General features: G+C 72.9%; 18 protein-coding genes and 3 tRNA genes. 17 read left to right on the top strand and 4 right to left on the bottom strand.

Features of this window, described 5'->3' with window-relative positions; all coding sequences use genetic code 11:
- Positions 1 to 421 precede the first annotated feature (421 nt).
- A tRNA-Ser gene (locus ACIQ7M_RS31590) sits at positions 422 to 506 on the top strand.
- A gap of 88 nt (positions 507 to 594) precedes the next feature.
- Here the strand turns inward: ACIQ7M_RS31590 and ACIQ7M_RS31585 are convergent.
- Positions 595 to 1,521, bottom strand: coding sequence for a bifunctional DNA primase/polymerase (locus tag ACIQ7M_RS31585; RefSeq protein ID WP_403650796.1), 927 nt, complete (start codon positions 1,519 to 1,521; stop codon positions 595 to 597).
- A gap of 370 nt (positions 1,522 to 1,891) precedes the next feature.
- On the opposite strand from ACIQ7M_RS31585, the gene ACIQ7M_RS31580 reads away from it, so the two are divergent.
- The 8 genes from ACIQ7M_RS31580 (at position 1,892) to ACIQ7M_RS31545 (ending at position 10,582) form a co-directional block, all read left to right on the top strand.
- The gene (locus ACIQ7M_RS31580; RefSeq protein ID WP_403650794.1) at positions 1,892 to 2,155 is read left to right on the top strand and encodes a hypothetical protein; all 264 of its coding nucleotides are present in this window, start codon (positions 1,892 to 1,894) and stop codon (positions 2,153 to 2,155) included.
- 303 nt (positions 2,156 to 2,458) lie between these two features.
- Positions 2,459 to 3,643, top strand: coding sequence for an acyl-CoA dehydrogenase family protein (locus tag ACIQ7M_RS31575; RefSeq protein WP_403650792.1), 1,185 nt, complete (start codon positions 2,459 to 2,461; stop codon positions 3,641 to 3,643).
- 116 nt (positions 3,644 to 3,759) lie between these two features.
- Positions 3,760 to 4,788 (top strand): bifunctional MaoC family dehydratase N-terminal/OB-fold nucleic acid binding domain-containing protein, encoded by a 1,029-nt coding sequence (locus tag ACIQ7M_RS31570; RefSeq protein ID WP_403650790.1) that lies wholly within the window; start codon positions 3,760 to 3,762, stop codon positions 4,786 to 4,788.
- Between the two features lies 1 nt (position 4,789).
- Entirely contained in the window at positions 4,790 to 5,932 is a 1,143-nt protein-coding gene (locus ACIQ7M_RS31565) for an acyl-CoA dehydrogenase family protein (RefSeq protein WP_403650788.1), read from the top strand.
- Complete coding sequence (locus tag ACIQ7M_RS31560) at positions 5,929 to 6,324, top strand: MaoC family dehydratase (protein ID WP_355768796.1); 396 nt, start codon at positions 5,929 to 5,931, stop codon at positions 6,322 to 6,324. The genes ACIQ7M_RS31565 and ACIQ7M_RS31560 overlap by 4 nt, the downstream gene beginning before the upstream one ends.
- Positions 6,321 to 7,487, top strand: coding sequence for a lipid-transfer protein (locus ACIQ7M_RS31555; protein WP_403650785.1), 1,167 nt, complete (start codon positions 6,321 to 6,323; stop codon positions 7,485 to 7,487). The genes ACIQ7M_RS31560 and ACIQ7M_RS31555 overlap by 4 nt, the downstream gene beginning before the upstream one ends.
- Before the next feature lie 716 nt (positions 7,488 to 8,203).
- Entirely contained in the window at positions 8,204 to 8,827 is a 624-nt protein-coding gene (locus tag ACIQ7M_RS31550; RefSeq protein WP_403650783.1) for a SigE family RNA polymerase sigma factor, read from the top strand.
- 111 nt (positions 8,828 to 8,938) lie between these two features.
- A complete protein-coding gene (locus tag ACIQ7M_RS31545) occupies positions 8,939 to 10,582 on the top strand; it encodes a long-chain fatty acid--CoA ligase (protein WP_386989666.1) in 1,644 nt (547 codons plus the stop codon).
- Between the two features lie 119 nt (positions 10,583 to 10,701).
- On the opposite strand, the gene ACIQ7M_RS31540 is transcribed toward ACIQ7M_RS31545, so the two are convergent.
- Together ACIQ7M_RS31540 and ACIQ7M_RS31535 are read right to left on the bottom strand one after the other, a co-directional pair.
- A complete protein-coding gene (locus tag ACIQ7M_RS31540) occupies positions 10,702 to 14,901 on the bottom strand; it encodes a PAS domain-containing protein (protein ID WP_403650781.1) in 4,200 nt (1,399 codons plus the stop codon).
- A gap of 246 nt (positions 14,902 to 15,147) precedes the next feature.
- Positions 15,148 to 15,738, bottom strand: coding sequence for an SSI family serine proteinase inhibitor (locus ACIQ7M_RS31535; protein ID WP_403650779.1), 591 nt, complete (start codon positions 15,736 to 15,738; stop codon positions 15,148 to 15,150).
- Between the two features lie 157 nt (positions 15,739 to 15,895).
- On the opposite strand from ACIQ7M_RS31535, the gene ACIQ7M_RS31530 reads away from it, so the two are divergent.
- Together ACIQ7M_RS31530 and ACIQ7M_RS31525 are read left to right on the top strand one after the other, a co-directional pair.
- Positions 15,896 to 15,986: transfer RNA gene (locus ACIQ7M_RS31530), tRNA-Ser, on the top strand.
- Between the two features lie 239 nt (positions 15,987 to 16,225).
- A tRNA-Arg gene (locus ACIQ7M_RS31525) sits at positions 16,226 to 16,298 on the top strand.
- 125 nt (positions 16,299 to 16,423) lie between these two features.
- Here ACIQ7M_RS31525 and ACIQ7M_RS31520 read toward each other — a convergent pair.
- Positions 16,424 to 17,836, bottom strand: coding sequence for a helix-turn-helix domain-containing protein (locus ACIQ7M_RS31520; protein ID WP_403650777.1), 1,413 nt, complete (start codon positions 17,834 to 17,836; stop codon positions 16,424 to 16,426).
- Positions 17,837 to 18,154: 318 nt separating this feature from the next.
- Between ACIQ7M_RS31520 and ACIQ7M_RS31515 the strand changes: the two genes are divergently transcribed.
- The 6 genes from ACIQ7M_RS31515 (at position 18,155) to ACIQ7M_RS31490 (ending at position 23,626) form a co-directional block, all read left to right on the top strand.
- Positions 18,155 to 18,661, top strand: coding sequence for a hypothetical protein (locus ACIQ7M_RS31515; protein WP_355767287.1), 507 nt, complete (start codon positions 18,155 to 18,157; stop codon positions 18,659 to 18,661).
- Between the two features lie 99 nt (positions 18,662 to 18,760).
- Positions 18,761 to 19,651 (top strand): DUF2797 domain-containing protein, encoded by an 891-nt coding sequence (locus ACIQ7M_RS31510; RefSeq protein WP_403650775.1) that lies wholly within the window; start codon positions 18,761 to 18,763, stop codon positions 19,649 to 19,651.
- Between the two features lie 160 nt (positions 19,652 to 19,811).
- Positions 19,812 to 20,162 (top strand): antibiotic biosynthesis monooxygenase family protein, encoded by a 351-nt coding sequence (locus ACIQ7M_RS31505; protein WP_386988054.1) that lies wholly within the window; start codon positions 19,812 to 19,814, stop codon positions 20,160 to 20,162.
- Between the two features lie 34 nt (positions 20,163 to 20,196).
- Positions 20,197 to 21,090 (top strand): amidohydrolase family protein, encoded by an 894-nt coding sequence (locus ACIQ7M_RS31500; protein ID WP_403650922.1) that lies wholly within the window; start codon positions 20,197 to 20,199, stop codon positions 21,088 to 21,090.
- Positions 21,091 to 21,242: 152 nt separating this feature from the next.
- Positions 21,243 to 21,983 (top strand): response regulator transcription factor, encoded by a 741-nt coding sequence (locus ACIQ7M_RS31495; protein ID WP_355767278.1) that lies wholly within the window; start codon positions 21,243 to 21,245, stop codon positions 21,981 to 21,983.
- On the top strand, positions 21,980 to 23,626 hold the full coding sequence (locus ACIQ7M_RS31490) for a sensor histidine kinase (protein WP_403650772.1): 1,647 nt from the start codon (positions 21,980 to 21,982) through the stop codon (positions 23,624 to 23,626). The genes ACIQ7M_RS31495 and ACIQ7M_RS31490 overlap by 4 nt, the downstream gene beginning before the upstream one ends.
- The last annotated feature ends 1 nt before the right edge of the window (position 23,627 follow it).

Genomic DNA, 23,627 nt, shown 5'->3' with positions numbered 1-23,627 from the left:
GGCGACGCGCACGCGGCGGCGTACGCGCCGGCGCGTCGCCCGGCCGGTATGGCAGGGGACGGGGATGACATCGCGGGGGCCGGGGCCGGGGCCGGCGCCACGGGGGCCGGCCGCTCTGCCGTCGCCCCAGGGACGGTCGGAGCGAGAGATCTTGCTTTCGCCATGTTCCGCTAACGCGGCTCCCCTGCCTCCAGGTGTGCGGCAATCGAGTGAGCGGGCGGCGGCGGAGGTATTCACCAAAGCGGCTTTTCGTGTACGTCGGCGCGGTCGTCCGGCGCGTCGCCCGGCGGCCCCCGCCGACACCCGGCCGGGGACTCCCGCGAGCCGGATCGGTGCTGGTGGATCCGGTGTGGACCATGCCCCCGCGACACACTCGGAGGCGGGTACTCTGTACCCGCTCCACCCGCCTGGGCGGGAGCGGGGTGGGTTGCCCGAGCGGCCTAAGGGAACGGTCTTGAAAACCGTCGTGGCGCGAGTCACCGTGGGTTCAAATCCCACACCCACCGCAGGTGAAGGCCCCTGACCGGGAGAAACGGTCGGGGGCCTTCGTCGTGTCCGTCCACCGCGGTCCGGGCGCGTTCACCCGGTGCGGGATCACCCCCCGTCGGGCTGCCGCCGGGGCGGAGGGGCGGTCATCCGGGCCGCCGAGGCGATCGTGGAGCGGGCCTCTCGTTCGGTCAGGCCCGTGCGGACGGCGGCCCGGACGAGCGGGGCGGTGAGCTGGGGGCCGAAGCCGTTCTCGTAGGCGCGGCAGGCGGCCCAGAAGAGACGGGTGTTCCGCTGGCCCTCGTGGGCGGCGAGGACGAACTGGACCAGCCCCTGGCCCTGTCGTTCGTTCACGGAATGCGCGGAATGCGCGGAATGCGCGGAGTCCGTGGAGCGGCGGTCGCGGGCCGGAGGCGTGGGCGGGGGCAGGAGCAGACGCAGGAGTTCGGGCGGGCAGGGCGCCGGTGCGAGCCCGGAGGTGCCGGGAGCCGTTCCGTACACGCCCTGTTCGGTGCGTGAGCCGGGGCCGACGAGGTAGCCGCCGGCGCCGCGGATGTCGATGCCGGGGGCGAGCCGGCTCGCCGAGTTGGGGACGACGACGTCCGGCGGTCCGCTCAGCCACAGATGACGGCCGCCGCTGGGAGTCACGACGACGACCGTGTCCGGGATCGTGAAGAGATGGCGCAGGGCCAGTTCGCGCAGGGCGGTCGAGGAGTCGGTGTCGGACTTGGTGTCGAGGTCGACGCCGATGAGGTGGTGCGGGTGCAGCCCGCAGGCGATGCCGTAGCCGGTGGCCCAGGGGGCGGCGGCGAAGAGTTCGCGGATGCGCCGGGGTTCGATCGAGGCGTCGTACACGCCGTGCCCGAAGCGGCCGCATTCGCCGTGGCACGGTCGGGGGTCGGGGTCGTCGCGGTGGGGGGAGCGCAGGGCCGGGAGCTTCGTACGGGACAGCGGGATCACCGCGAGTCCGCGCTCAGCTGCGGACAGGGCGTGAGCCAGGGCCAGAGTGGTGGCCCGCCGGTCGATGGTGGCCATGGCTCCATAATCGTACGAGTGTTCGAGAAAGGGAAGGGCTCTTCCGGTCCGCTCGGGGGCCGGTCGGGTGAGAGGCGGGAACGGCCGGAAAGGTGCCGGAACGCTTCAGCGGTTGCGGGGTCAGGGCCTCTCGGTCGGCAGGGGTCTGAGCAGGGGTTTCGTGTCCGTGAAGGGGGTTTATCGACATGTCCTCACGCTTGCGGGGGAATAGCGGCTTCCGGTGTGGTTCACCCGGGATGACCTGGGCAACTCTGGACTCGCGACGTCGTGGACAGCGCCGGGGCGGCCGGCCAACCGCCCTGGAACAAGCCGAATTTCCCGTACGTCCGGCTCGACGCCGGTGCGTGCGACCGCTTCTGGAGGAACTCGCATGGCAACCATCCGTACCGCTCGCGTTCTCGCCGCCGCCGCGGCCGACAACGGCGCCGTCGCGGACACCGGATCGAACGCGGGAGTGGCGACCGCCGGCGACGGAGTCGGACGCGACAACAGCGGCAACTCCTCCGGCACCCAACAACAGGCGGTCGGCACCGGAGCCTCGAATCAGAGCGATACGGCCCAGGTGAACGGCTCCGCGCCCACGGCCCTCAACCAGGGCAACGCGAACGTCGTCGTCACCTTCGCCCGACTCTGACGAGCGGGGCCGACGGACTTCCGTCGGCCGGGGGGGCTTGTTCGTGGGGTGGGGTTCCGGGGCGGGGGTGCTGCGCCGGGGTGCAGCGAGGCGGGACGGGGTGGAGTGGGGCGGGATGGGGTGGGACGGGGTGGAGTGAGGCGGGGTGGGGCGGGACGGGGGGATTCTCAAGGTCCGCGCGACGGTGCTTCGGCGCCGTCGCGCGGACGTGTCCCGGGGCCGGGCCCACGACCTTGACAGGCAACGGTATCTGACGGACAGTCAGAAAACCTTGTTCGTACGAGGTCCGGGAGGGCCGCCGCCGTGCACCTCGCCCCCACCGAGCGCCAGCAGCGGCTGCGCGCCGAACTCCGCACGTACTTCCGGGATCTGATGCCGGACGGACCGCCGTCCGCCGACGACCCCGCCCGGCAGCGGGCGCTGCTGCGCCGCATCGGGGCCGACGGTCTGCTCGGGCTCGGCTGGCCGGTCGCGTACGGCGGGCAGGGGCGCGGAGCGGACGAGCAGTTCGTCTTCTTCGACGAGGCCCACCGGGCCGGCGCGCCCGTCTCGATGGTCACGCTGAACACCGTCGGACCGACCCTCATGAAGTACGGCAGCGAGGAGCAGAAGGAGTTCTTCCTGCCGCGCATCCTGAAGGGCGAGCTCGTCTTCGCCATCGGGTACTCGGAACCGTCGGCCGGCACCGACCTCGCCTCGCTGCGCACCCGCGCCGTCCGCGAGACCGGGGAGAACGGCGCCGGGGGAGGGCTCTGGCGGATCGACGGGCAGAAGATCTTCACGTCCAACGCCCAGAACGCCGACTGGATCTGGCTCGCCTGCCGGACCGACCCGGAAACGCCCAGGCACCGCGGCATCTCGATCCTGCTCGTCCCCACCGACGTTCCCGGCTTCTCGTGGACACCGATCGAGACCGTGGGCGGCCAGATCACCACGGCGACCTACTACGACGGGATCCGCGTCCCGGCCGGGAACCTCGTCGGCGAGGAGAACGGCGGCTGGGGACTCATCACCAGCCAGCTCAACCACGAGCGGGTCGCGCTCGCCGCGATCGGCATGCAGGCAGAGGACTTCTACGCGGCCGCGCTGGAGGCGGCCCGCACCCCCGACCCGGTGACGGGGAGGCGCGCCGCGGACGAGCCGTGGGTGCGCTCGCAGCTCGCCGAGGTGCACGCCCGGCTGGCGGCGTCCCGCCTGCTCAACTGGCGTCTGGTGGGGGACGTGGGGGCGGGCGGACCGGCACCCGGGGACGCGAGCGGCGTGAAGGTCATGGGGACCGAATCCGCGGTCGCGGTGTACCGGATGTGCCAGCACGTCGTGGGACCGGAAGCCCTGGTCCGCTCCGGCTCCGCCGGGGCGTTCGGGGGCGGCGCACTGGAGCGGATGAACAGGGCGGCCCAGATCAACACGTTCGGGGGCGGGGTGAGCGAGGTGCAACGGGAGATCGTCGCGACGATGCGGCTCGGTATGCGGCGGGGGCGGCGGTGAGCGGCCGGGCCGCGCCCGGCGAGGGCCAGGCGACGGGACACGGCGTCGTGCCAGACGGCGTGGCGCGGGAAGAGACAGGGCGGGACGAAGCCGGGCGGGAAGGGGCCGGGGGGTCCATGGCCGGGCGGGAAAGGGCCGGCCGGGACGAAGCCGGGTCCCGGGGCGGCGGGCCCGACGGGGACGAGCTGTCGGCGCGTCTGAAGGAGTACCAGGGGCGTGAGGCCACCGCCGGGGGCGTCGGCCGGGACCCGGTCAACGCGCCGATGATCCGGCACTGGTGCGAGGCCATGGGCGACACCAACCCGGCCTACACGGGGCCGGACGCGGTGGCCCCGCCCACCATGCTCCAGGTGTGGACGATGAGCGGCCTCTCCGGCCACGCCGGCCGGCCGGGCCGTTCAGAGACCTACGACGAGCTGTTCGCCCTGCTCGACGGCGCCGGATACACCTCGATCGTCGCCACCGACTGCGAACAGGAATACCTGCGGCCGCTGCGCCCCGGGGACGAGATCACCTTCGACTCGATGATCGAGTCGGTGTCCGGACGCAAGACGACCAAACTCGGCACGGGGTACTTCGTCACCACGCGGATGGACATCCGGGCGGGCGGCGAACTCGCCGGGACGCACAGATTCCGCATCCTCAAGTACGCGCCGGCGCGCCGGAGTCCGCGAGACGCGGACGCCGCACCGGTCCCGGCGGACAGAGCGGAGCCGCGGAGCGGGCGTCCGCGTCCGGTGGTCAACCGGGACAACGCCGGGTTCTGGGAGGGCGTCGGACGGCATCGGCTGCTCATCCAGCGCTGCACCGCGTGCGGGACGCTGCGGTTCCCCTGGCTGCCCGGGTGCGGGGCGTGCGGCGGCCCGGACTGGGACACCGTCGAGTCGGGCGGCGAGGGGACCGTGTACTCGTACGTCGTCATGCATCATCCGCCGTTCCCGGCCTTCGACCCGCCCTACGCCGTCGCCCTGGTCGAGCTCGCCGAGGGCGTGCGGATCGTGAGCAACGTGGTGGGGGTGCCGTACGACGAGGTGCGGATCGGGATGCCCGTGCGGCTCGAATTCCGGCGCTACGGCGAGGACGTGGAACTGCCCGTCTTCCGGGCCGCCACCGCTGCCGTCGGAGCCCCGGGCGAAGGGAGCTGACATGGACTTCACGCCCACCGAGGAGCAGTCCGCCGCCGCGGACCTGGCCGCGCGGATCCTCGGCGACCACTCCACCCACGAACGCCTCGCCGCGGCCGGTACGGGCAGTGACGCCGGACTGTGGAAGGAGCTGTGCGCCGCCGGACTCGTGGGGGCCGTCGCGGACACCGGGCTCCTCGGGCTCGTCCTGCTGCTGGAGGAGCAGGGGCGGGTCACGGCCCAGGTGCCGTTCGCCGCGAGCTGTGTGTACGGACTGCTCGCGGTGACGGCGCACGGGTCACCGGAGCAGCGCGAACGGCTGCTGCCGGGGATCGCCGACGGAACGGTGGTGGTGACCGGCGCGATATCGGACGCACCAGCCCCGTCCGCCTCCGCACCCCTCCCCGGTTCCTCCTCCCCCTCCCCCTCTTCCTCCCCCTCCTCCCCCTCCTCCCCCTCTCCCTCTTCCCCCACTGTCTCCTCCCCCTCTTCCTCCCGCTCCGTCTTCGGGATGCTGACCGGGGTTCTTCCCGCCGTGCCCTGGCTGCGCGAAGCCACCCATGTGCTCGTCGCCGACGACCGCCGCCGACTCTGGCTGGTCCGCACGGCGGAGGCGGCGGCGAGCGAGCCGGTCGAGCTGACCGCCCCCTGGTCGGCGGGGCGGCTGACGCTGGACGGGACGCTGGGGGAGGCGCTGGGCGCGGCGGGGGCGTACGAGGACCTGCTGGCGACGGCCCGTACGGCCTTCGCCGGGCTCCAGGCCGGGGTGTGCGCGGGTTCGCTGGCCCGGGCGGTCGAGCACACCAACACGCGTGAGCAGTTCGGGCAGCCGCTCGCGGCCCGGCAGGGAGTCCAACTGCGCGCCGCCGACGCGTACATGGACATCGAGGCGATACGGGTGACGGCGTACGAGGCCGCGTGGCGACGCGACGAGGGGCTGCCGTACGCGACGCACGCTCTCACGGCCGCCTGGTGGGCGTCCGAGGCCGGTCGGCGGGTGGTGCACACGGGCCAGCATCTGCACGGAGGGGCGGGCGCCGACCTCGGGCACCCCGTGCACCGGCACTTCCTGTGGGGCAGGCAACTGGACGCGTATCTGGGCTGCGGAGGCGAACTCCTCCAGGAACTGGGGGAGTTGATCGCGAACGGGAAGGTGGAGACATGAGAGTGGGCGACGTGCTGCCGCCGCTGGAGATCGAGATCACCCGCACGCTGATCGTGGCCGGGGCGATCGCCTCACGGGACTACCAGGACGTCCATCACGACGCGGACCTGGCGCGGGCGAAGGGATCGCCGGACATCTTCATGAACATCCTGACGACCAACGGCCTGGTCGGCCGGTACGTGACCGATCACTTCGGTCCGGCCGCCGTGCTGCGCGGGGTGGCGATACGGCTCGGCGCCCCCAACCACCCAGGAGACACGATGGTGTTGACGGGCTCCGTCGAGGAGGTCGAGGGCGACACGGCGACGGTCAGGATCCTCGGCGCCAACGGCATCGGCCGGCACGTCATGGGCACGGTGACGGTGACGGTCCCGGCGGGCGGTGCGGCATGAGCGTGCGCAGGCGGGACGGCCTCGGCGGGCGGGCGGCGATCGTGGGTATCGGGGCCACCGAGTTCTCCAAGGATTCGGGGCGCAGCGAGCTGCGGCTGGCGGTCGAGGCGGTGCGGGCCGCGCTCGACGACGCGGGACTGACGCCGGGGGACGTGGACGGCCTGGTGACGTTCACGATGGACACCAGCCCCGAGATCACCGTCGCGCAGGCCGCCGGGATCGGAGAGCTGTCGTTCTTCTCGCGCGTCCACTACGGCGGCGGCGCGGCGTGCGCGACCGTCCAGCAGGCGGCGCTCGCGGTCGCCACCGGCGTCGCCGAGGTCGTGGTCTGCTACCGGGCGTTCAACGAGCGGTCGGGGCGCAGATTCGGCTCGGGAGTGCAGCGGCGGGAGCCGTCGGCGGAGGGCGCGGCGCTGGGCTGGGCCCTGCCGTTCGGTCTGCTCACCCCGGCCTCCTGGGTGGCGATGGCGGCCCAGCGGTATCTGCACACGTACGGACTGACCCCCGAGGCGTTCGGTCATGTCGCGGTGGTGGACCGGAAGTACGCGGCGACGAACCCGGCCGCGTACTTCCACGGCAGACCGATCACGCTCGCCGAGCACGCGGCCTCACGGTGGATCGTGGAGCCCCTGCGGCTGCTGGACTGCTGTCAGGAGACCGACGGCGGTCAGGCCCTGGTGATCACCACCGTGGAACGGGCCCGCGACCTGCGGCGCCCTCCGGCGGTGGTCGCGGCCGCCGCCCAGGGAGCGGGCCGCGCCCAGGAGCAGATGACCAGTTTCTACCGCGACGAGCTGACCGGGCTTCCGGAGATGGGCGTGGTGGCCCGGCAACTGTGGCGCACCGCGGGGATGAGCCCGGCGGACATCGACGTGGGCATCCTGTACGACCACTTCACGCCGTTCGTCCTGATGCAGCTCGAGGAGTTCGGCTTCTGCAAGCCGGGGGAGGCCGCGGACTTCGTCGCCGAGGAGAGGCTGCCGCTGAACACGCACGGGGGCCAGCTCGGGGAGGCCTATCTGCACGGGATGAACGGGATCGCGGAGGCCGTACGACAACTGCGCGGCACGTCCGTGAACCAGATACCGGGCGCCGGCCGCGTCCTGGTGACCGCGGGAACCGGCGTCCCGACCTCGGGCCTGATCCTCGGCTCCGACGCCTGAGAACCCTGCCACCAGGAATCACCCCCGCTGAGGCCCGGTGGCCACCGGCGGCTTCCCGGCCCCGAAGGACCGCCCCGCCCGGCCGGGCGAGACTCCGACCCGCCCGCCCGGGGGACCCCACCCCTCTTCTCTCGCCCCCTCCGCCCCTACCCTCCCCCAAGGTCTCGGCTTCGCTCGACCAGGGGGGACCCCCATCGCACCTGGGGCTCCGCCCCAGACCCCGGCTCCTCAATCGCCGGAGGGGCTGAATCTTGCCCGGCACCCGAAAAGGCGCCCCGCGGGGAGGCCGCCCCCTGGGGCTCCGCCCCAGACCCCGCTCCTCAAACGCCGGAGGGGCTGAAACTTTCCCCGGCCGGCGCTGAAACTCGCTGCGGCCGGGGTTGGGACTTCCCCGGCCGGGGCTGTGACCGTCTGGATCCCGCACCCACAGCCGGGAACGCGCCGTCGGGGACGTGCCGGTACATCGATGCCCGTCGCCACCGACGGGCACATCTCCGTCCAACGGCGACGGGCTGATGCACCGGCACGGCCCCGACCCACCCACCGGACCGAACCGCGTCCGGCGGCCGTCTCTCAGGGGTCAACCCTCAGACGGGCTGACCCGCTTGTCCACCTTCAGGAGGTGGGACCGACCCCGTCTCTACAACCTGAGGCGGACACCGCTTCGGGACCTGCGGCCGATCCGCCGGACGAGGGGGCGAACCTAGCGTGGAGCCATGACCACACTCGTCTGCACGAGCGCCGCGAACGCCGCCACCGGGGCGGCCCGGACCCTTTCGTACCCGTCGTTCTCGTCGTACGTGAAGGCGCGGCAGCCGGTCCTGCTGCGTACCGCCCGGTCGCTCACCGCGAACCCGAGCGACGCGGAGGACCTGCTGCAGACGGCCCTGACGAAGACGTACGTCGCCTGGGACCGGATCGAGGACCACCGGGCGCTGGACGGCTACGTACGGCGCGCGCTGCTGAACACACGGACGTCGCAGTGGCGCAAGCGCAAGGTCGACGAGTTCGTCTGCGAGGAGCTGCCGGAGCCGGAGGGCCTCCCGGCCGCCGACCCCGCCGAGCAGCAGGCCCTGCACGACGCGATGTGGCGGGCGATCATGAAACTGCCGGCGCGGCAGCGGGCGATGGTGGTGCTGCGCTATTACGAGGACCTGAGCGAGGCTCGGACCGCGGAGGTCCTCGGGGTCTCCGTCGGCACGGTCAAGTCGGCCGTCTCCCGTGCGCTGGGCAAACTGCGCGAGGACCCCGAGCTGATCCCCGTCCGTCAGGAAGTGGCCCGTCCGCCGGTCGCCCCTCAGCAGGGCCTCCGTCCGGCCGCCGAGCAGGCCCTGAGGTGATCGATCATTCCGGGGCCTAGTGACATACCGCGCGGTATGTGCGCAGAATCAGCGCAACCATTACTACCGCGTAGGCAATGTCGCCCCCGGGAGGACGCCGTGCTGAGCACGATGCAGGACGTACCGCTGACTGTGACCCGCATTCTGGAGCACGGGGCGCTGGTGCACGGAGGGTCGCAGATCACGACCTGGACGGGCGAGGCCGAACCGCACCGCCGCAGCTTCCGCGAGGCCGCCCGGCGCGCGCACCGGCTCGCGCACGCCCTGCGCGACGACCTGGGGGTCACGGGCGACGAGCGCGTCGCGACCCTGATGTGGAACAACGCCGAGCACGTCGAGGCGTACTTCGCGATCCCCGCCATGGGCGCCGTGCTGCACACCCTGAACCTCCGCCTCCCGGCCGAGCAGCTCGTCTTCATCGTCAACCACGCGGCCGACCGCGTCGTCCTCGCCAACGGTTCGCTGCTCCCGCTCATCGCGCCGCTCCTCCCCCAGCTCCCGACGGTGGAGCACGTGGTGGTCTCGGGCCCCGGAGACCGTTCGGTGCTCGACGGGACGGGCGTGCGGGTCCACGACTACGAGGAACTGCTCGCCGGCAAGCCGGACGTCTTCGACTGGCCGGAGATCGACGAACGGCAGGCCGCGGCCATGTGCTACACCTCCGGGACCACCGGGGACCCCAAGGGCGTGGTGTACTCCCACCGTTCGATCTACCTGCACTCCATGCAGGTGAACATGGCCCAGTCGATGGGGCTCACCGACTGCGACACGACCCTCGTCGTGGTCCCGCAGTTCCACGTCAACGCCTGGGGCCTGCCGCACGCGACCTTCATGTCCGGCATCAACATGCTGATGCCGGACCGTTTCCTCCAGCCCGCGCCGCTCGCCGAGATGATCGAGAGCGAGCGGCCCACGCACGCCGCCGCCGTCCCGACGATCTGGCAGGGACTGCTCGCCGAGCTGACCGCGAAGCCCCGTGACGTCTCCTCCCTCGCCCAGGTCACGATCGGCGGCTCGGCCTGCCCGCCCTCGCTCATGGCCGCCTTCGACGATCTGGGCATGCGGGTCAGCCACGCCTGGGGCATGACCGAGACCTCCCCGCTCGGCACCGTCGCCCGCCCGCCGGCCCACGCGGTGGGCACGGAGGAGGAGTTCGCCTACCGCCTCACCCAGGGCCGCTTCCCGGCGGGCGTCGAGGCCCGTCTCACCGGCCCCGGCGGCGAACGGCTCCCGTGGGACGGCGAGTCCGCGGGCGAGCTGGAGGTCCGGGGGCCGTGGATCGCCGGCGCCTACTACGGCGGCAACGACGGGGAACCGCTGCGCCCCGCCGACAAGTTCAGCGAGGACGGCTGGCTCAAGACCGGTGACGTCGGCACGATCAGCGCCGACGGCTTCCTGACCCTCACCGACCGCGCCAAGGACGTCATCAAGTCGGGCGGCGAGTGGATCTCCTCGGTCGACCTGGAGAACGCCCTCATGTCCCACCCGGACGTGACCGAGGCCGCGGTCGTGGCCGTCCCCGACGAGAAGTGGGGCGAGCGCCCGCTGGCCACCGTCGTCCTGAGGGAGGGCTCCGCCGCCGACTTCGAGACCCTGCGCGCCTTCCTCGCCGAGGAGGGCAGGATCGCCAAGTGGCAGCTCCCCGAGCGCTGGTCGATCGTCGAGGCCGTCCCGAAGACGAGCGTCGGCAAGTTCGACAAGAAGGTGATCCGCAAGCAGTACGCCGAGGGCAGCCTGGACGTGACCAAGCTCTGAGGACGACCTGAACGCGCAGGCCGGGCGGGGAACCCCAGGGTTCCCCGCCCGGCCTGCGCGTGTTCACGGTCGTACGGGCACGGGGCCCCACGGCGCGGTCGTACGACGGCTCGTACGGCCTAGTTGGTGCCGATACGGGCCAGGAGGTCGACGATCCGGTCCTGGACCTCGTCGCTCGTCGAGCGCTCGGCGAGGAACAGCACCGACTCCCCCGCGGCCAGCCGCGGCAGCTCGGACGCGTCGACGGCGGCGGTGTAGACGACGAGCGGTGTGCGGTTCAACTGCCCGTTTGCACGCAGCCAGTCGACGATCCCGGCCCGTCGGCGCCGTACCTGCAACAGGTCCATCACCACGAGGTTCGGCCGCATCTGCGCGGCCAGCGTGACCGCGTCCTCGTCCGTCGAGGCGCGCGCGACCTGCATCCCGCGCCGCTCCAGCGTCGCCGTCAGCGCGAGCGCGATCTCCGCGTGCTCCTCGATGAGGAGCACGCGCGGCGGGTGCTGCTCGGAGTCGCGCGGAGCGAGCGCCTTCAGGAGCACGGCGGGGTCGGCGCCGTACGCCGCCTCGCGCGTCGCCTGTCCGAGTCCGGCCGTCACCAGGACAGGAACCTCCGCCGCCACGGCGGCCTGGCGCAGCGACTGCAGCGCCGTGCGGGTGATCGGACCGGTCAGCGGGTCGACGAACAGCGCCGCGGGGAACGCGGCGATCTGCGCGTCGACCTCCTCGCGCGAGTTCACGATGACCGGCCGGTAGCCGCGGTCGCTCAGCGCCTGCTGGGTGCCGGCGTCGGGCGCCGGCCACACGAGCAGCCGCCGCGGGTTGTCCAGCGGCTCCGGGGGCAGTTCGTCGTCCACGGGCCGCGGCTGCGGCGCGTCGGCGACCTCGACGGCACCGCCGGGACCGTCGAGCGGCTCGGGGCCCTCGGCGGCGTTCTCGTCCGGCGCTCCTATGGCGTAGGACCGTCCGGCGCCCTCGGTGGTACCGGGCCGCCGGGGTCCGCCACCGGGCTGGGTGCCCTGCGGAAGGGCGCGAGCGGCGGTCTCCGGGCGCTCGGCGGCGGGCTCGGGCGGAGTGGCGAGCTTGCGGCGGCGGCCCGCGCCGTTCGTCGCGTGCGGGGGAGGAGTCGGGGCCTGGACGCCGCTGCCCGGATGGGCCGCCGGGGCCTGACGGGCGAACGGGACGCCCTGGCCGAGCGTGCGCACGCTTATGGCACGGCCCTGCGTCGAGTTGGGGTCGGCTGCTGCGGACGTGGGCGTCGCCTCGGCGGGCAGCGGCTGGGCGACCCGCGCGGCCGGGCGCTCCGGGGGGAGCGGGGCGGGAGCCGCCGCCGGAGCGGCCGGGGCCGCCCCGTTCACCGAGGTCGCCGCCGGGAGCGCGGGCTGCGCGCCGGCGCCGGTGGTGTTCGCGTCCGGCCAGGGCTGGGCCGCCGGAGCGGGCGCGGAACCCTGCGCCGGGACGGCCTGCGCGGAAAGCCCCTGTGCCGGAACCGCCTGCCCGAGCGCGGGAACCGGCTGCCCGGGAAGTCCGAGCGCGGGAACCGGCTGCCCGGGAACACCCTGCGCCGGAACCGCCTGCCCCAGCGCGGGAACCGGCTGCCCGGGAACACCCTGCGCGGGCACTGGCTGTCCGGGAAGTCCCTGCGCGGATACCGGCTGTCCGGGAACGCCCGGCACCGGAAGGGCCTGGGCGGGTGCCCCGGGTGCCGCTTCGGGCGCGCCCTCGGCGAGCTGACGGGCGCGTCGCCGGCCCGTCGGGGCGGCGGCCGGGTGCGGCTGCGCCGGGGTGTGATCGTCGTCGGGGTCGTGCCGCATCGCGTCGTGGCGGCCGTCGGGCTGCTGGGCCAGCGCCACCTGGGCCTGCACCTGGTCCTGCGCCGCCTGGGCCACCTGCGCCCGCGCGGCCTGGACCTCGGCCGCGTGGGCCTCGGCGGCCTGTTCCTGCGCGGCCTGCGCCTGCGCCGCGGCCTGGACGTACTCCGGCGAACGGTCCGCCTCCGCCGGCGGCAGCGCGAACACCGCACGGGAGCCCGTCTCCTGCGAGGCGGCACGCTCGGCCGCCGCGGCCAGCGCACGGCGGCGCCGCCCGGTCGGCCGGCCCGCCTCGTCGAGGGCGCCGTCGTCCTCGTCGGGACCGTCGGCCGGGGCCGCCGCGGCGTGTGCCGCCGGCAGCGCGTTCTGTTCGCCGTCCCGGCGCGCACGCCGGCCGGAGGGCGCTGGCACTCCCTGCGGAGGCACCGTCCCGCCCAGCCCGGACCCCGCGGCGGCGGTTCCCGCCCCGTGCTCGCCCGCCATCACGACCGCGCCCTCGGCGACCCCGTCGGGCGCGCCCGGGGCGTCGCCCGCGCTGGGCCGGCCACGACGTCGTCCGGTACCGCCGGAGCCGTCCTCGGAGCCGTCGCCCTGCTGCTCCTGCGCGGGAACCGGCGGCTCGCCCGCCGCCTGTTCCTCCGCGGCACGCCGGCGACGGCGCCCGGTGGGAGCGGTCGCGCCCGCCGCCTCGACGGCGTTCGCGCCGGACTCCCCCGACTCCTCGCTCTCCAGGAAGGCGTCCGTCGAGGCACGCCGGGCCCGCCGTCGGCCACCGCTCTGCTGCGGGGCCTGCTCGGGAAGGGCGACCTCGGCGCCGACGGGTGCCACGGCGTCGAACGGGACCGCGCCCGCCCCACCGCCGATGGGCACCTCCAGGACGTACGCGCTGCCGCTCATCCCCGGCACCTCGTGCGTCTGGAGCACACCTCCGTGCGCGCGCACGATCCCGCGCACGATCGGCTCGTGCACCGGGTCTCCCCCGGCGTACGGCCCGCGCACCTCGATACGGACGACCTCGCCGCGCTGCGCGGCCGCCACGACGACCGTGTTGTCCATGTAACCGCCCGCCGACACCGGCGCGTTGCCGGTCGCGTCGACACCCGCGACGTCCGCGACGAGGTGGGCGAGGGCGCGCGCGAGGCGCTGCGGGTCGACCTCGGCCTCGATGGGCGGCGCGTGCACGGCGAACTGCACGCGTCCGGGCCCGATCAGGTCGACGGCACCTTCGACACCGGCCGCGACCACGGCGTCGAGCATCACGTTCGTACGGAAGATCGTCTCGACGCCCGCGTCCAGCCGCTGGTAGCCGAGGACGTTGTCGACGAGCGTCGTGATCCGCGAGTAGCCGGCCGCGAGGTGGTGGAGCACCTGGTTGGCCTCGGGCCACAGCTGCCCGGCGTCGTCGGCGGCGAGCTTGGCGAGTTCGCCACGGAGCTGGTCGAGGGGGCCGCGCAGGGAGTGGCCGAGGACGGCGAGCAACTGCTCGTGCCGGGCGGTCAGCGCCTCGAACCGGTCCTTCTCCCGCTCACCGAGCGCCGCGTACCGGTCCTCGCCGGCGGCGAGTTCCTCCTCGTGGCCCTCGGTCAGCCCGGTGAGCTCGGCGGTGTGCCGCTCACGCAGCTCCGCCAGTTCGGCGGCGTGCTCCTCGCCGATCCGCTCCAGCTCCTCGGCGTGCCGGGTGTCGGCCGCCTCCTTCTCCTCGACCAGGGTGTCGTACGGCCGCCGGTCGGTGAAGGTCATGACGGCGCCGACGAGCTGCTCCCCGTCGCGCACCGGAGAGGTCGTCAGGTCGACCGGGACCTTGTCCCCGGACTTCGACCACAGCACCTGGCCGCGCACCCGGTGCTTGCGCCCGGAGCGCAGCGTGTCGGCGAGCGGCGACTCCGCGTAGGGGAAGGGCTCGCCGTCCGCCCGCGAGTGCAGGATCAAGGTGTGCAGTTCCCTGCCGCCGAGATCGCTGGCCCGGTATCCGAGGATCTGGGCGGCGGCGGGGTTGACGAGAACGACCCGGCCGTCGGTGTCCGTCCCGACGACACCCTCGGCCGCCGCGCGCAGGATCATCTCGGTCTGGCGTTGCGAACGCGCGAGCTCGGCCTCGGTGTCGACGGTGCCCGACAGGTCGCGCACGACGAGCATGAGCAGCTCGTCGGGGAGGGGGCCGTAATTGTCGTAGGCCTGCTGGCCGCTCTCCAGATTCGCACTGGTGACCTCGACCGGGAACTCCGAGCCGTCGGTCCGCCGCGCGATCATCCGGGTCGGCTTGGTCCGCCCGCGCTCGTCGGTGCTGTCGGGGCGCCGCATCGAGCCGGGGATCAGCTTCGAGTCGAACTCGGGAAGCAGATCGAGGAGCCCGCGGCCCACCAGAGCCGTGCCCGGGGTCTCGAAGGCCTCCAGGGCGATCGTGTTGGCGTTGACGACGGTCCCGTTGGCGTTGACCAGGACCAGCGCATCAGGCAGCGCGTCCAGTATGGCTGCGAGGCGAGCAGCGCCTCGGGATGGCCTGCTGCTCACGAGACGCTTCCTCCCTGTTACTGCACCTTGCCGACCGCGGAGGCCATCTTGCCAACCGGCCCGCGGCGTGTCACGCGAGGGAGTCTACGGGCAGAGGTTGCGCTCGCGATGCCGGATGAGAGGGAGGTCGCACACATATGAGACGCAGAAGCGGCGTAGAACCTGTGACCACGCATTTCACCGTACGGAACCGTGAGAGCACCGTGAGATCACTGTGACTCCACCGTGTCCTCGGCCCTCCGGCATTCAGGAGCGGGCGTCGGGCAGCACGGGCACGAGGGCGTTCCAGCGCGAGATCTCGCACCCGTTCGCGCGGTCGTAGCGCGCGTCGACGGGGCGCCCCGCCCAGGTTCCGGTGACATGCGCGGTGGCCGGGCCCCCGTAGACCATCGTGCACAGGGCGTCCGGCGGCACCGGGGCGAAGGTGTCCTTGCCCCAGGTGGTCATCCGGTCCAGCCGGTCGCAGGCCTCCGCCGCGCGCGGATGGGTGCCGCCGGCGGGGTGGCAGTCCAGCTCGAACGTCCCGTCCGCGCCGCCGCCCGCACCGGCGACGGTGACGGTCAGCCGGTCGGAGGAGTCCTCCGGACGGGCCGGCGGGGGCATGAGCGCCGGCAGGACGACGCCGGACGCGGCGGCGACGGCCCGCGCGGACGGCGTTCCGGCGGGGAAGAGCGACGATCCTCCGCCGGTGAACGAGGCAGAGGATCCGGAGGGGGACGCCGCCGGTAGAGGGGACACGCCGGGGGCGTGGGAGAGAGTCCCGGCGACGGCGCCGGGCACCGAGGAGAGCGCGGCGGAGGCTGACACGGCGGCGGTGAGGAGCAGTCGGCGCAACATGACCTGCCTAACGCGGGGCGACCCGCCCGGTTGCGTGTCCGCGGGGGCTTTGCAGTGCGGCGTATCGGCCTAGTACCGTAGGGGGCGATTGGTGACACCGCGCTCGTCTGTGTCATCATCTGCACGCACCACTCGCGCTCGCGTGAGGGGTTGTGCGGGAGGCGTCGCCTAGTCCGGTCTATGGCGCCGCACTGCTAATGCGGTTTGGGACTTCAATCCCATCGAGGGTTCAAATCCCTCCGCCTCCGCGCGAAGATCCGAAACCCCGGTCCACTGGACCGGGGTTTCGGCGTTCCAGGGGTCGGTGAGACCCGCCGAGCGTGTCGGCGTCCAAGGTGTCCAGGAGCGCCCAGAAGCACGTTTGCCCAGCTCACAAGGGGTGAGGCAAATGGATTTCACATGGCGGCGGCAGTCATGTAATGTTCTTCCTGTCGCCGCGAGCGGGGCAAAAGCCCGGGGAGCGAAGACAAGAACAAAAACAGAACAAGCACTCGTAGCTTAACGGATAGAGCATCTGACTACGGATCAGAAGGTTGCAGGTTCGAATCCTGCCGAGTGCACACAGATCAAAGGCCCCGCCGGTTGAACCGGTGGGGCCTTTGGCGTGAGCGGGGGAGATCAACCCCTCGGGAACCGTGAGCGGTTCGGTCGGGGCGCCTTCGAGGCCGGAACGGAAAGAGACGCCTCAGTGCCTCGCGGGCTCCTGGATCCAGCGTCCGGGTGAATCGGCGTACCGGTAGAGCGGGAGCCCCGCGATGCCGGAGGTGCGGAAGGGGCGGCCGTGGTCGTCGATCCGGATCGTGCCGGTGGTGCCCTGCGAGGACCAGTCGAGATCGAGGTACCAGTCGCACGCGCAGTGCTCGGTCCCCGCCTTGACGAGCAGCACTTCCGGGTCCTCCACGGAGACCCGGTACGGGAGGCGCCTCGCGGGCAGGGTCACGTCCCCCTTGCTCCCGGCCACGGCCCGGGGGACGGGGGTGTGCGCGTCGAGATTCACCGCGAACGAGCTGGGCTTGACGCCCCCGGCGCAGCCCAGGTCCGTGTCGTAGACGAAGGCTCCGTCACCGGGGGGCGCGGCACGGCGCACCACCCGGACGTGCAGGGCCTCCAGGACGACGGCGGCCGAGCTGCGCCCCCGCACCGACACCCGCACGATCGTCTCCCCGCCGTGCACCGCGTCCTGGGCGTCGGCCCACACCTCGGCGTCCTCGGCGGGCGGGGGCGGCGGGACCTGGGCCGGGGGTTTGGCGATGACGTAGTCGTGGCCGCAGTCCTCCTCCCACACATGGGAGTTCACGGTCCAGGTGAACGGGAGGGCTTGGGCGGACGGCCCGGCCGAGGCCTCGGCGGTCGACGCCGCCGGACCGCTGCGCGGGGTGGTGTCGCCGCCGGGCGAACCGTGCGCCGGGAACCCCGGGAACGCGTTGAACGCCGCGAACCCGGCGGCGGTCAGGAGGAACACGCCACCGAGGACGGCCGACACGACGGCCGGCCGCCGTCGCCGGTACCAGGATCGGGAGGACGGCTCGCCGGAGCCCGGGGTTCCGGATGCCACGTCCGGTGCGGGTGGTGTCTTCGACCCGTCTGACCCGTCTGACCCGTCTGACCCGTCCGACCCGTCCGACCGACGCGACCCGTTCGGCCGGTGGGGTTCGTCCGACCCGTTCGGCCGGTGCGACCCGTCCGGCCCGTCCGGCCCATGCGACCGACGCGACCCGTCCGGCTCGTGCGATCGGTCCGACCCGTCCCGCGTGGGGTGCGGGTCCGCCGCGTCCGGCGCGGATGAGGCGAGGGGGCCGGGGCTCGCGGGGGGCGTGGACAGGGCGGCGGTCGGACGGGAGCGCCTTCGCTCCGCGACCGCCAGGATCCACAGGCGGTGCAACTCCACCCGCTCCTGGGGCGAGGCTCCGCACAGCGCGGCGAACCGCTCCACAACGGCGAAGTCCAGCGGCACCGCCTCGCCCGCGCAATAGCGGTGCAGCGTGGAGGCGTTCATGTTCAGGCGCCGGGCCAGGGCCGCGTAGCTGCGATCCGTACGGGCCTTGAGCCGCGCCAGCAGCTCCGCGAACCTCGTCACGTCGTCGTCGGCCGCGGCCATGGCGCGTGCCCACCTCCGCTCGTATCGGTCCGTCCCGTCCCGGAACGGCATCCCAGGGGACCCACTTCTCTGCACGTCAACTGCCCTGGGATGGTTCCACTGTTGCGGATCCGGCGGCGGTGATTGCCGCGGCTTCCCAGGGCCGCCGATGCTCTTGGTGTCGCCACCAGCGGTACGGCCCGACCGGCCGGCCTGTTCAGGGGAGCGGCATCCAGACCACGCACTCGTCCACGGGACTCCCATGGCCGGACGCACCCTCGACGGAGCGCCGGCGGTCCCCCGCGACGACGTACAACGAACCGGAACGAGGGACACGCCATGCACGGCAACACCACCGGACGCCGCGGCCTCCGCCGCATCGCCGCCATCACCGCCGGCCTCGCCCTGGGCCTGGGGCTCGGCGTCTCGGCGCACGCCTCGCAGACCGACGCGCCGCACCGCTCCGTACAGGCGGCCGCCGCCACCCCGCGGACCGTGAGTGGCAAGACCGGCGACGCCCTGACCGGCATCGCCGACTTCTACGGCGCCTACATCGACGCGCAGAACGATTCCGACCCCGCCAGCAAGCTGATGAAGGACCTGCGCGCCCACTACCTGGACCCCGCGTTCAGCAAGCGGCTGGCGGCCTGGGAGCGCACGAACCACGCGGACGGCGTCCTGCGCGCCCAGAGCATCCCGGCCCGCTGGACGGTGACCGAGAAGAGCAAGGGCGACTCCACCGAGGCCCTCGTCACCCTGACCTGGAGCCAGGGAGGCGGCGCCGTCAAGCTCTCGGTCGTCATGACCCCCAATCACCGCATCGTCAGCATCAGCCCGGCCAAGTAGCCGACGGTTGCCGCAGGCCCGTGCGTCCCGGGCCCGTCCGTCCCGTGCGTGTTTCCACAGGTCAGGGTCTATGTCAGTGGGGACCTCTACTGTCGTTGTGTGCGGCGGGTGTGGGTGTGTTCGGGGGTGCGGTGGTCGGGGGACGGGGCCGTGCTGGTGTGGGGCGGGGGGCGGACCAGCCCGCTGGTCCGGGGGCGGCGGATCGCGTTCGGTGTCGTGGACGGGGGTGTGCGGACATGCGTGGGGGCTCGGGGGAACGCGTGTCCCGTGCGGGCCGTCGTGTCGCCGCGCGGCACGGGCGCCCGGTGCGAGGAGTGCGCGCGCCTGGACCGCGCGCACTCCGTGGCCGCCGACACGCTGGCCGACGACCCCCGGCCGTACCGCGTGTATCTCGCGTGGTTCGGGCCCGGCCTGGTCAAGGTCGGGATCACCCGGGCCGAGCGGGGTTCCGTCCGGCTCCTGGAACAGGGTGCCGTCACCTTCACCTGGCTGGGGCAGGGGCCGTTGATGGCGGCGCGCCGGGCCGAGGAACTGTTGCGCGCCGCGCTCGGGGTGCCGGACCGGATTCCGTACGCCCACAAGCGGGCGGTGCGCGCGGTGCTGCCGGGGGCCGGGGAGCGCGTCGCCGAGATCCGGGAGCTGCACACGCGGGCCGGGGCTCTCGACGGCTGGCCCGAGTCGCTCGCTCGCGCCCCCTTCGAGCCCGTGGACCACACGGACCTGTTCGGGCTCGCCGGGCTGCCGCCCGCGCAGGCGGTCGTGCGCGAACTGGCCGAGGGCGGCTCCGTCGCCGGCGAGCTGTGCGCTGCCGCGGGTCCCGACCTGCACCTCCTCACCGGGCGGGGAGTCGTCGTCCTCGACACCCGGCTGATGACGGGGTGGGACCTGACCGGCGTCGAGGCCACGGACGCGGAACCGGGCTCCGGAATCACCTTTCCCGTACGGGAGTTGCCCGCGCCGGACGCCGGCGTTCAGGACGGGCTGTTCTGAAGGGCCGGAAGAGGGGAGGAGAGAGGGGAGAGGAAGGAGAGGGGGAGCCCAAGGGCGTGCGGCGAGGCGGAGGGCGGGAAGGTCAAGACTTCGATCCCTTTCGGATCCCGTTCGGAAAGGCGCTGGACGACGGGGCGCGCCCGGAAGGAGAGTGGCGGACATGAGCGATCACTCTCCCGCGCCTGTCGCGGCCTTCGAGCCTCCCTACTACGCCGCCGTGTTCACCTCCATGAGGACCGAGGGCGACGGCGGGTACGGGGAGACCGCCGAGCGCATGGACGAACTGGTCAAGGAGATCCCGGGCTTCCTGGGAATGGACTACGCGCGGACACCGGGCGGACTGGCCATCACCGTCGGGTACTTCCAGGACGAGGACGCCATCAAGGAGTGGAGCGCGCACGCCGAGCACCGGGCGGCACAGCGGCGCGGCCGTGCCGAGTGGTACGAGCGCTACACCCTGCACATCGCCAAGGTCGAGCGGAGCCACGGGTTCGAGCGTGCCGACGGCTGACCGGGAGGGCGCGGCGGGCGAAGGGACCGAGGACGTGGACGTGCGGGACGAGGCGCGGGACGTGCGGGACTTCTGGCAGGGGCTCGGGCTGCCCGGACTCGTCGACGTCCACACGCACTTCATGCCCGAGCGGGTCCTGCGCAAGGTGTGGGACTACTTCGACGGACTCGGTGAGCTCACCGGCGGCATCGAGTGGCCGATCGCCTACCGTGCGGACGAGGACGAACGGCTGGCGCTGATCCGGGAGTTCGGCGTACGCGCTTTCACGGCGATGCTCTATCCGCACAAGGCCGGCATGGCCGAGTGGCTCAACTCCTGGGCCGTCGACTTCGCCCGCCGGACGCCGGACTGCCTGCACACCTCGACGCTCTTCCCCGAGCCGGGCGTCGAGCGGTACGTACGCGAGGCGGTGGAGGCGGGCGCGCGCGTCTTCAAGGCGCACGTCCAGGTGGGCGCGTACGACCCGGCGGACGAGCTCCTCGACCCGGCCTGGGGGCTGCTCGCCGAGGCGGGGATCCCCGTGGTGATCCACTGCGGATCGGGGCCCTCGCCGGGCAAGTACACCGGCCCGGCACCCGCCGCGGCCGTCCTTCGCCGGCATCCCCGGCTGCGGTTCGTCTTCGCGCACATGGGGATGCCCGAGTACGAGGACTTCCTCGGGCTCGCCGAGCGCCACGACGAGGTGCGGCTCGACACGACCATGGCGTTCACCGACTTCAGCGAGCGGCTCGCGCCGTTCCCGCCCGGACTCCTGCCCCGCCTCGCGGACCTCGGGGACCGGGTGCTCCTCGGCACGGACTTCCCGAACATCCCGTATGCCTACGTCCACCAGTTGCACGCGCTGCGACGGCTCGGTCTGGGGGACGACTGGCTGCGAGCGGTCTGTCACGAGAACGGCGCCCGCCTCTTCGGTCTGCGCGACACCTGAGAGTCCCCCGCGCCCGGCACCCGAGGGCTTCGGCCTGCGCCCGCGCCGGAAAGCGGTACCCAGCAGTTTCCTGAGAGGCGCCTGTGTGTTTCTCAGGGAAATCACAGGTTGGCGAAAGGATGCTCTCAGCGGGGCCCACCAAGGTGTTCGCTATGACCACGACCTCGCCCCAGGGGCGCACCGAACTGCTGAGGCCGGACGGGAGCCCCGTCCGAGTGCTTGTGGTGGACGACGAGCTGTCGATCACCGAGCTGCTGTCCATGGCCCTTCGCTACGAAGGCTGGCAGATCCGCAGCGCGGGTGACGGAACCGGCGCGGTGCAGGCCGCGCGCGAGTTCCGGCCCGACGCCGTCGTGCTCGACATGATGCTGCCCGACATGGACGGCCTGACGGTGCTCGGCCGGCTCCGCCGTGAGCAGCCCGACGTCCCGGTGCTGTTCCTGACCGCGAAGGACGCCGTCGAGGACCGTATCGCCGGTCTCACCGCCGGTGGCGACGACTACGTGACCAAGCCGTTCAGCCTGGAGGAGGTCGTGGCCCGGCTGCGCGGCCTGATCCGGCGTTCCGGCGCCGCCGACCGGCGGTCCGAGTCCGTGCTCGTCGTCGGGGACCTCGCCCTGGACGAGGACAGCCACGAGGTGTCGCGCGGCGGGGAGAACATCCACCTCACCGCGACCGAGTTCGAGCTGCTGCGCTTCCTGATGCGCAACCCGCGCCGCGTGCTGAGCAAGGCGCAGATACTCGACCGCGTGTGGTCGTACGACTTCGGCGGTCAGGCCAATGTCGTCGAGCTCTACATCTCGTATCTGCGCCGGAAGATCGACGCCGGGCGGGAGCCGATGATCCACACCCGGCGTGGGGCCGGTTACCTGATCAAGCCCGCCACGTCATGAGCGGACGACGACGGCCGCGGGCACAGAAGAGGCGGGGACGACAGCCGCGCACCCTTCGGACGCGGCTCGTCGTCTCGGCGGTCGCGCTCATCGCGGTGGTCTGCGCGATGATCGGCACGGTCACCACCATCGCGCTGGACCGGCATCTGTACAACCAGCTGGAATCGCAGGTCACCGACGCGGGCCGACGGCTCTCGGGTCCGCCCGGGGACGTGCGGGGCGTGAATCCGGGCGACGGAAGCCAGACTCCCGGCAAGCCGAACGGCGACGGGCTGCCGGCTTCCGCCCTCGGTTCCTCCGGCGAGGACAGGCTCAAGAACTTCGTCACCATGGGCGGAACCCAGACGAAGACCATAGCGGCCGAACTCGGCACCGACGGAGCGGTCGACGAGGCGGTCGTCGCCGCGGAGCAGTCCAGCAGCAGCGTCGGCTTCCAGCGGATGAAGCCCGTCGCGCTCAGCGACGCGCAGAAGGCCGCGCTCGCCTCCGTCTCCAAGGACGGCGACCCGCACGCTACGGACATCCCGAGCCTGGGCGAGTACTACGTCATGTATGTGACCGGTGCTCACGGCAGCTACTACGTCGCCCTGCCCACCGAGTCCGTGAACAACACCGTCAACACCCTCATCCTCGTCGAGGCGAGCATCACCGGAGCCGGACTCGTCGCCGCCGGCATCGCGGGCAGCGTGATCGTCGGCCTGGCCCTGCGCCCCCTGCGCAAAGTCGCCGCGACCGCCACCCGGGTCTCCGAACTCCCCCTGCACACCGGCGAGGTCACCCTCTACGAGCGGGTGCCGGAGTCCGAGGCCGATCCGCACACCGAGGTCGGACAGGTCGGAGCGGCGCTCAACCGCATGCTCGACCACATCCACGGCGCGCTGCACGCGCGGCAGCAGAGCGAGATGCGCGTACGCCAGTTCGTCGCCGACGCCAGTCACGAGTTGCGCACCCCGCTGGCCTCCATCCGCGGGTACGCCGAGCTGACCAGACGCGGCCGCGAGGAGACCGGGCCCGACACCCGGCACGCGCTCGGACGGATCGAGTCCGAGGCCGGCCGGATGACGCTGCTCGTGGAGGATCTGCTGCTGCTCGCCCGCCTCGACGCCGGGCGGCCGCTCCAGTGCGAGCAGACCGACCTCGTACCCCTGGTGATCGACGCCGTGAGCGACGCCCGGGCCGCCGGGCGCAGCCACAACTGGCGGCTCGAACTGCCCGAGGAGCCCGCGCTGGTGTCGGCGGACGCCGCGCGCGTGCAGCAGGTCATGGTCAACCTCTTCGCCAACGCCCGCACGCACACCCCACCGGGGACGACCGTCACCGCGCGGGTGCACCGGCACGGGCCGTGGCTGTGCGTGGACGTCCAGGACGACGGACCCGGCATTCCGCCCGATCTGCTGCCGCGTGTCTTCGAGCGGTTCGCGCGCGGCGACTCGTCGCGCTCGCGCGCCTCCGGATCGACCGGTCTCGGGCTCGCCATCGTGCAGGCCGTCGCGGCCGCCCACGGGGGCGCGGTGACGGTGGACAGCGTCCCCGGAAGGACCGTGTTCACCCTGCATCTGCCCGCCCTCGCCCCCGAAACGTCCTGGCAACAGCACTCACAGGCACAGCACAGCACCAGCACATGGGTGCAACAGCGCGCTTGAC

Source organism: Streptomyces sp. NPDC096324, from assembly GCF_044763015.1.
Taxonomy (GTDB): Bacteria; Actinomycetota; Actinomycetes; order Streptomycetales; family Streptomycetaceae; genus Streptomyces.
The sequence above is the reverse complement of the archived record's forward strand: the minus strand, read 5'-3'. Positions and strand labels throughout refer to the sequence as shown.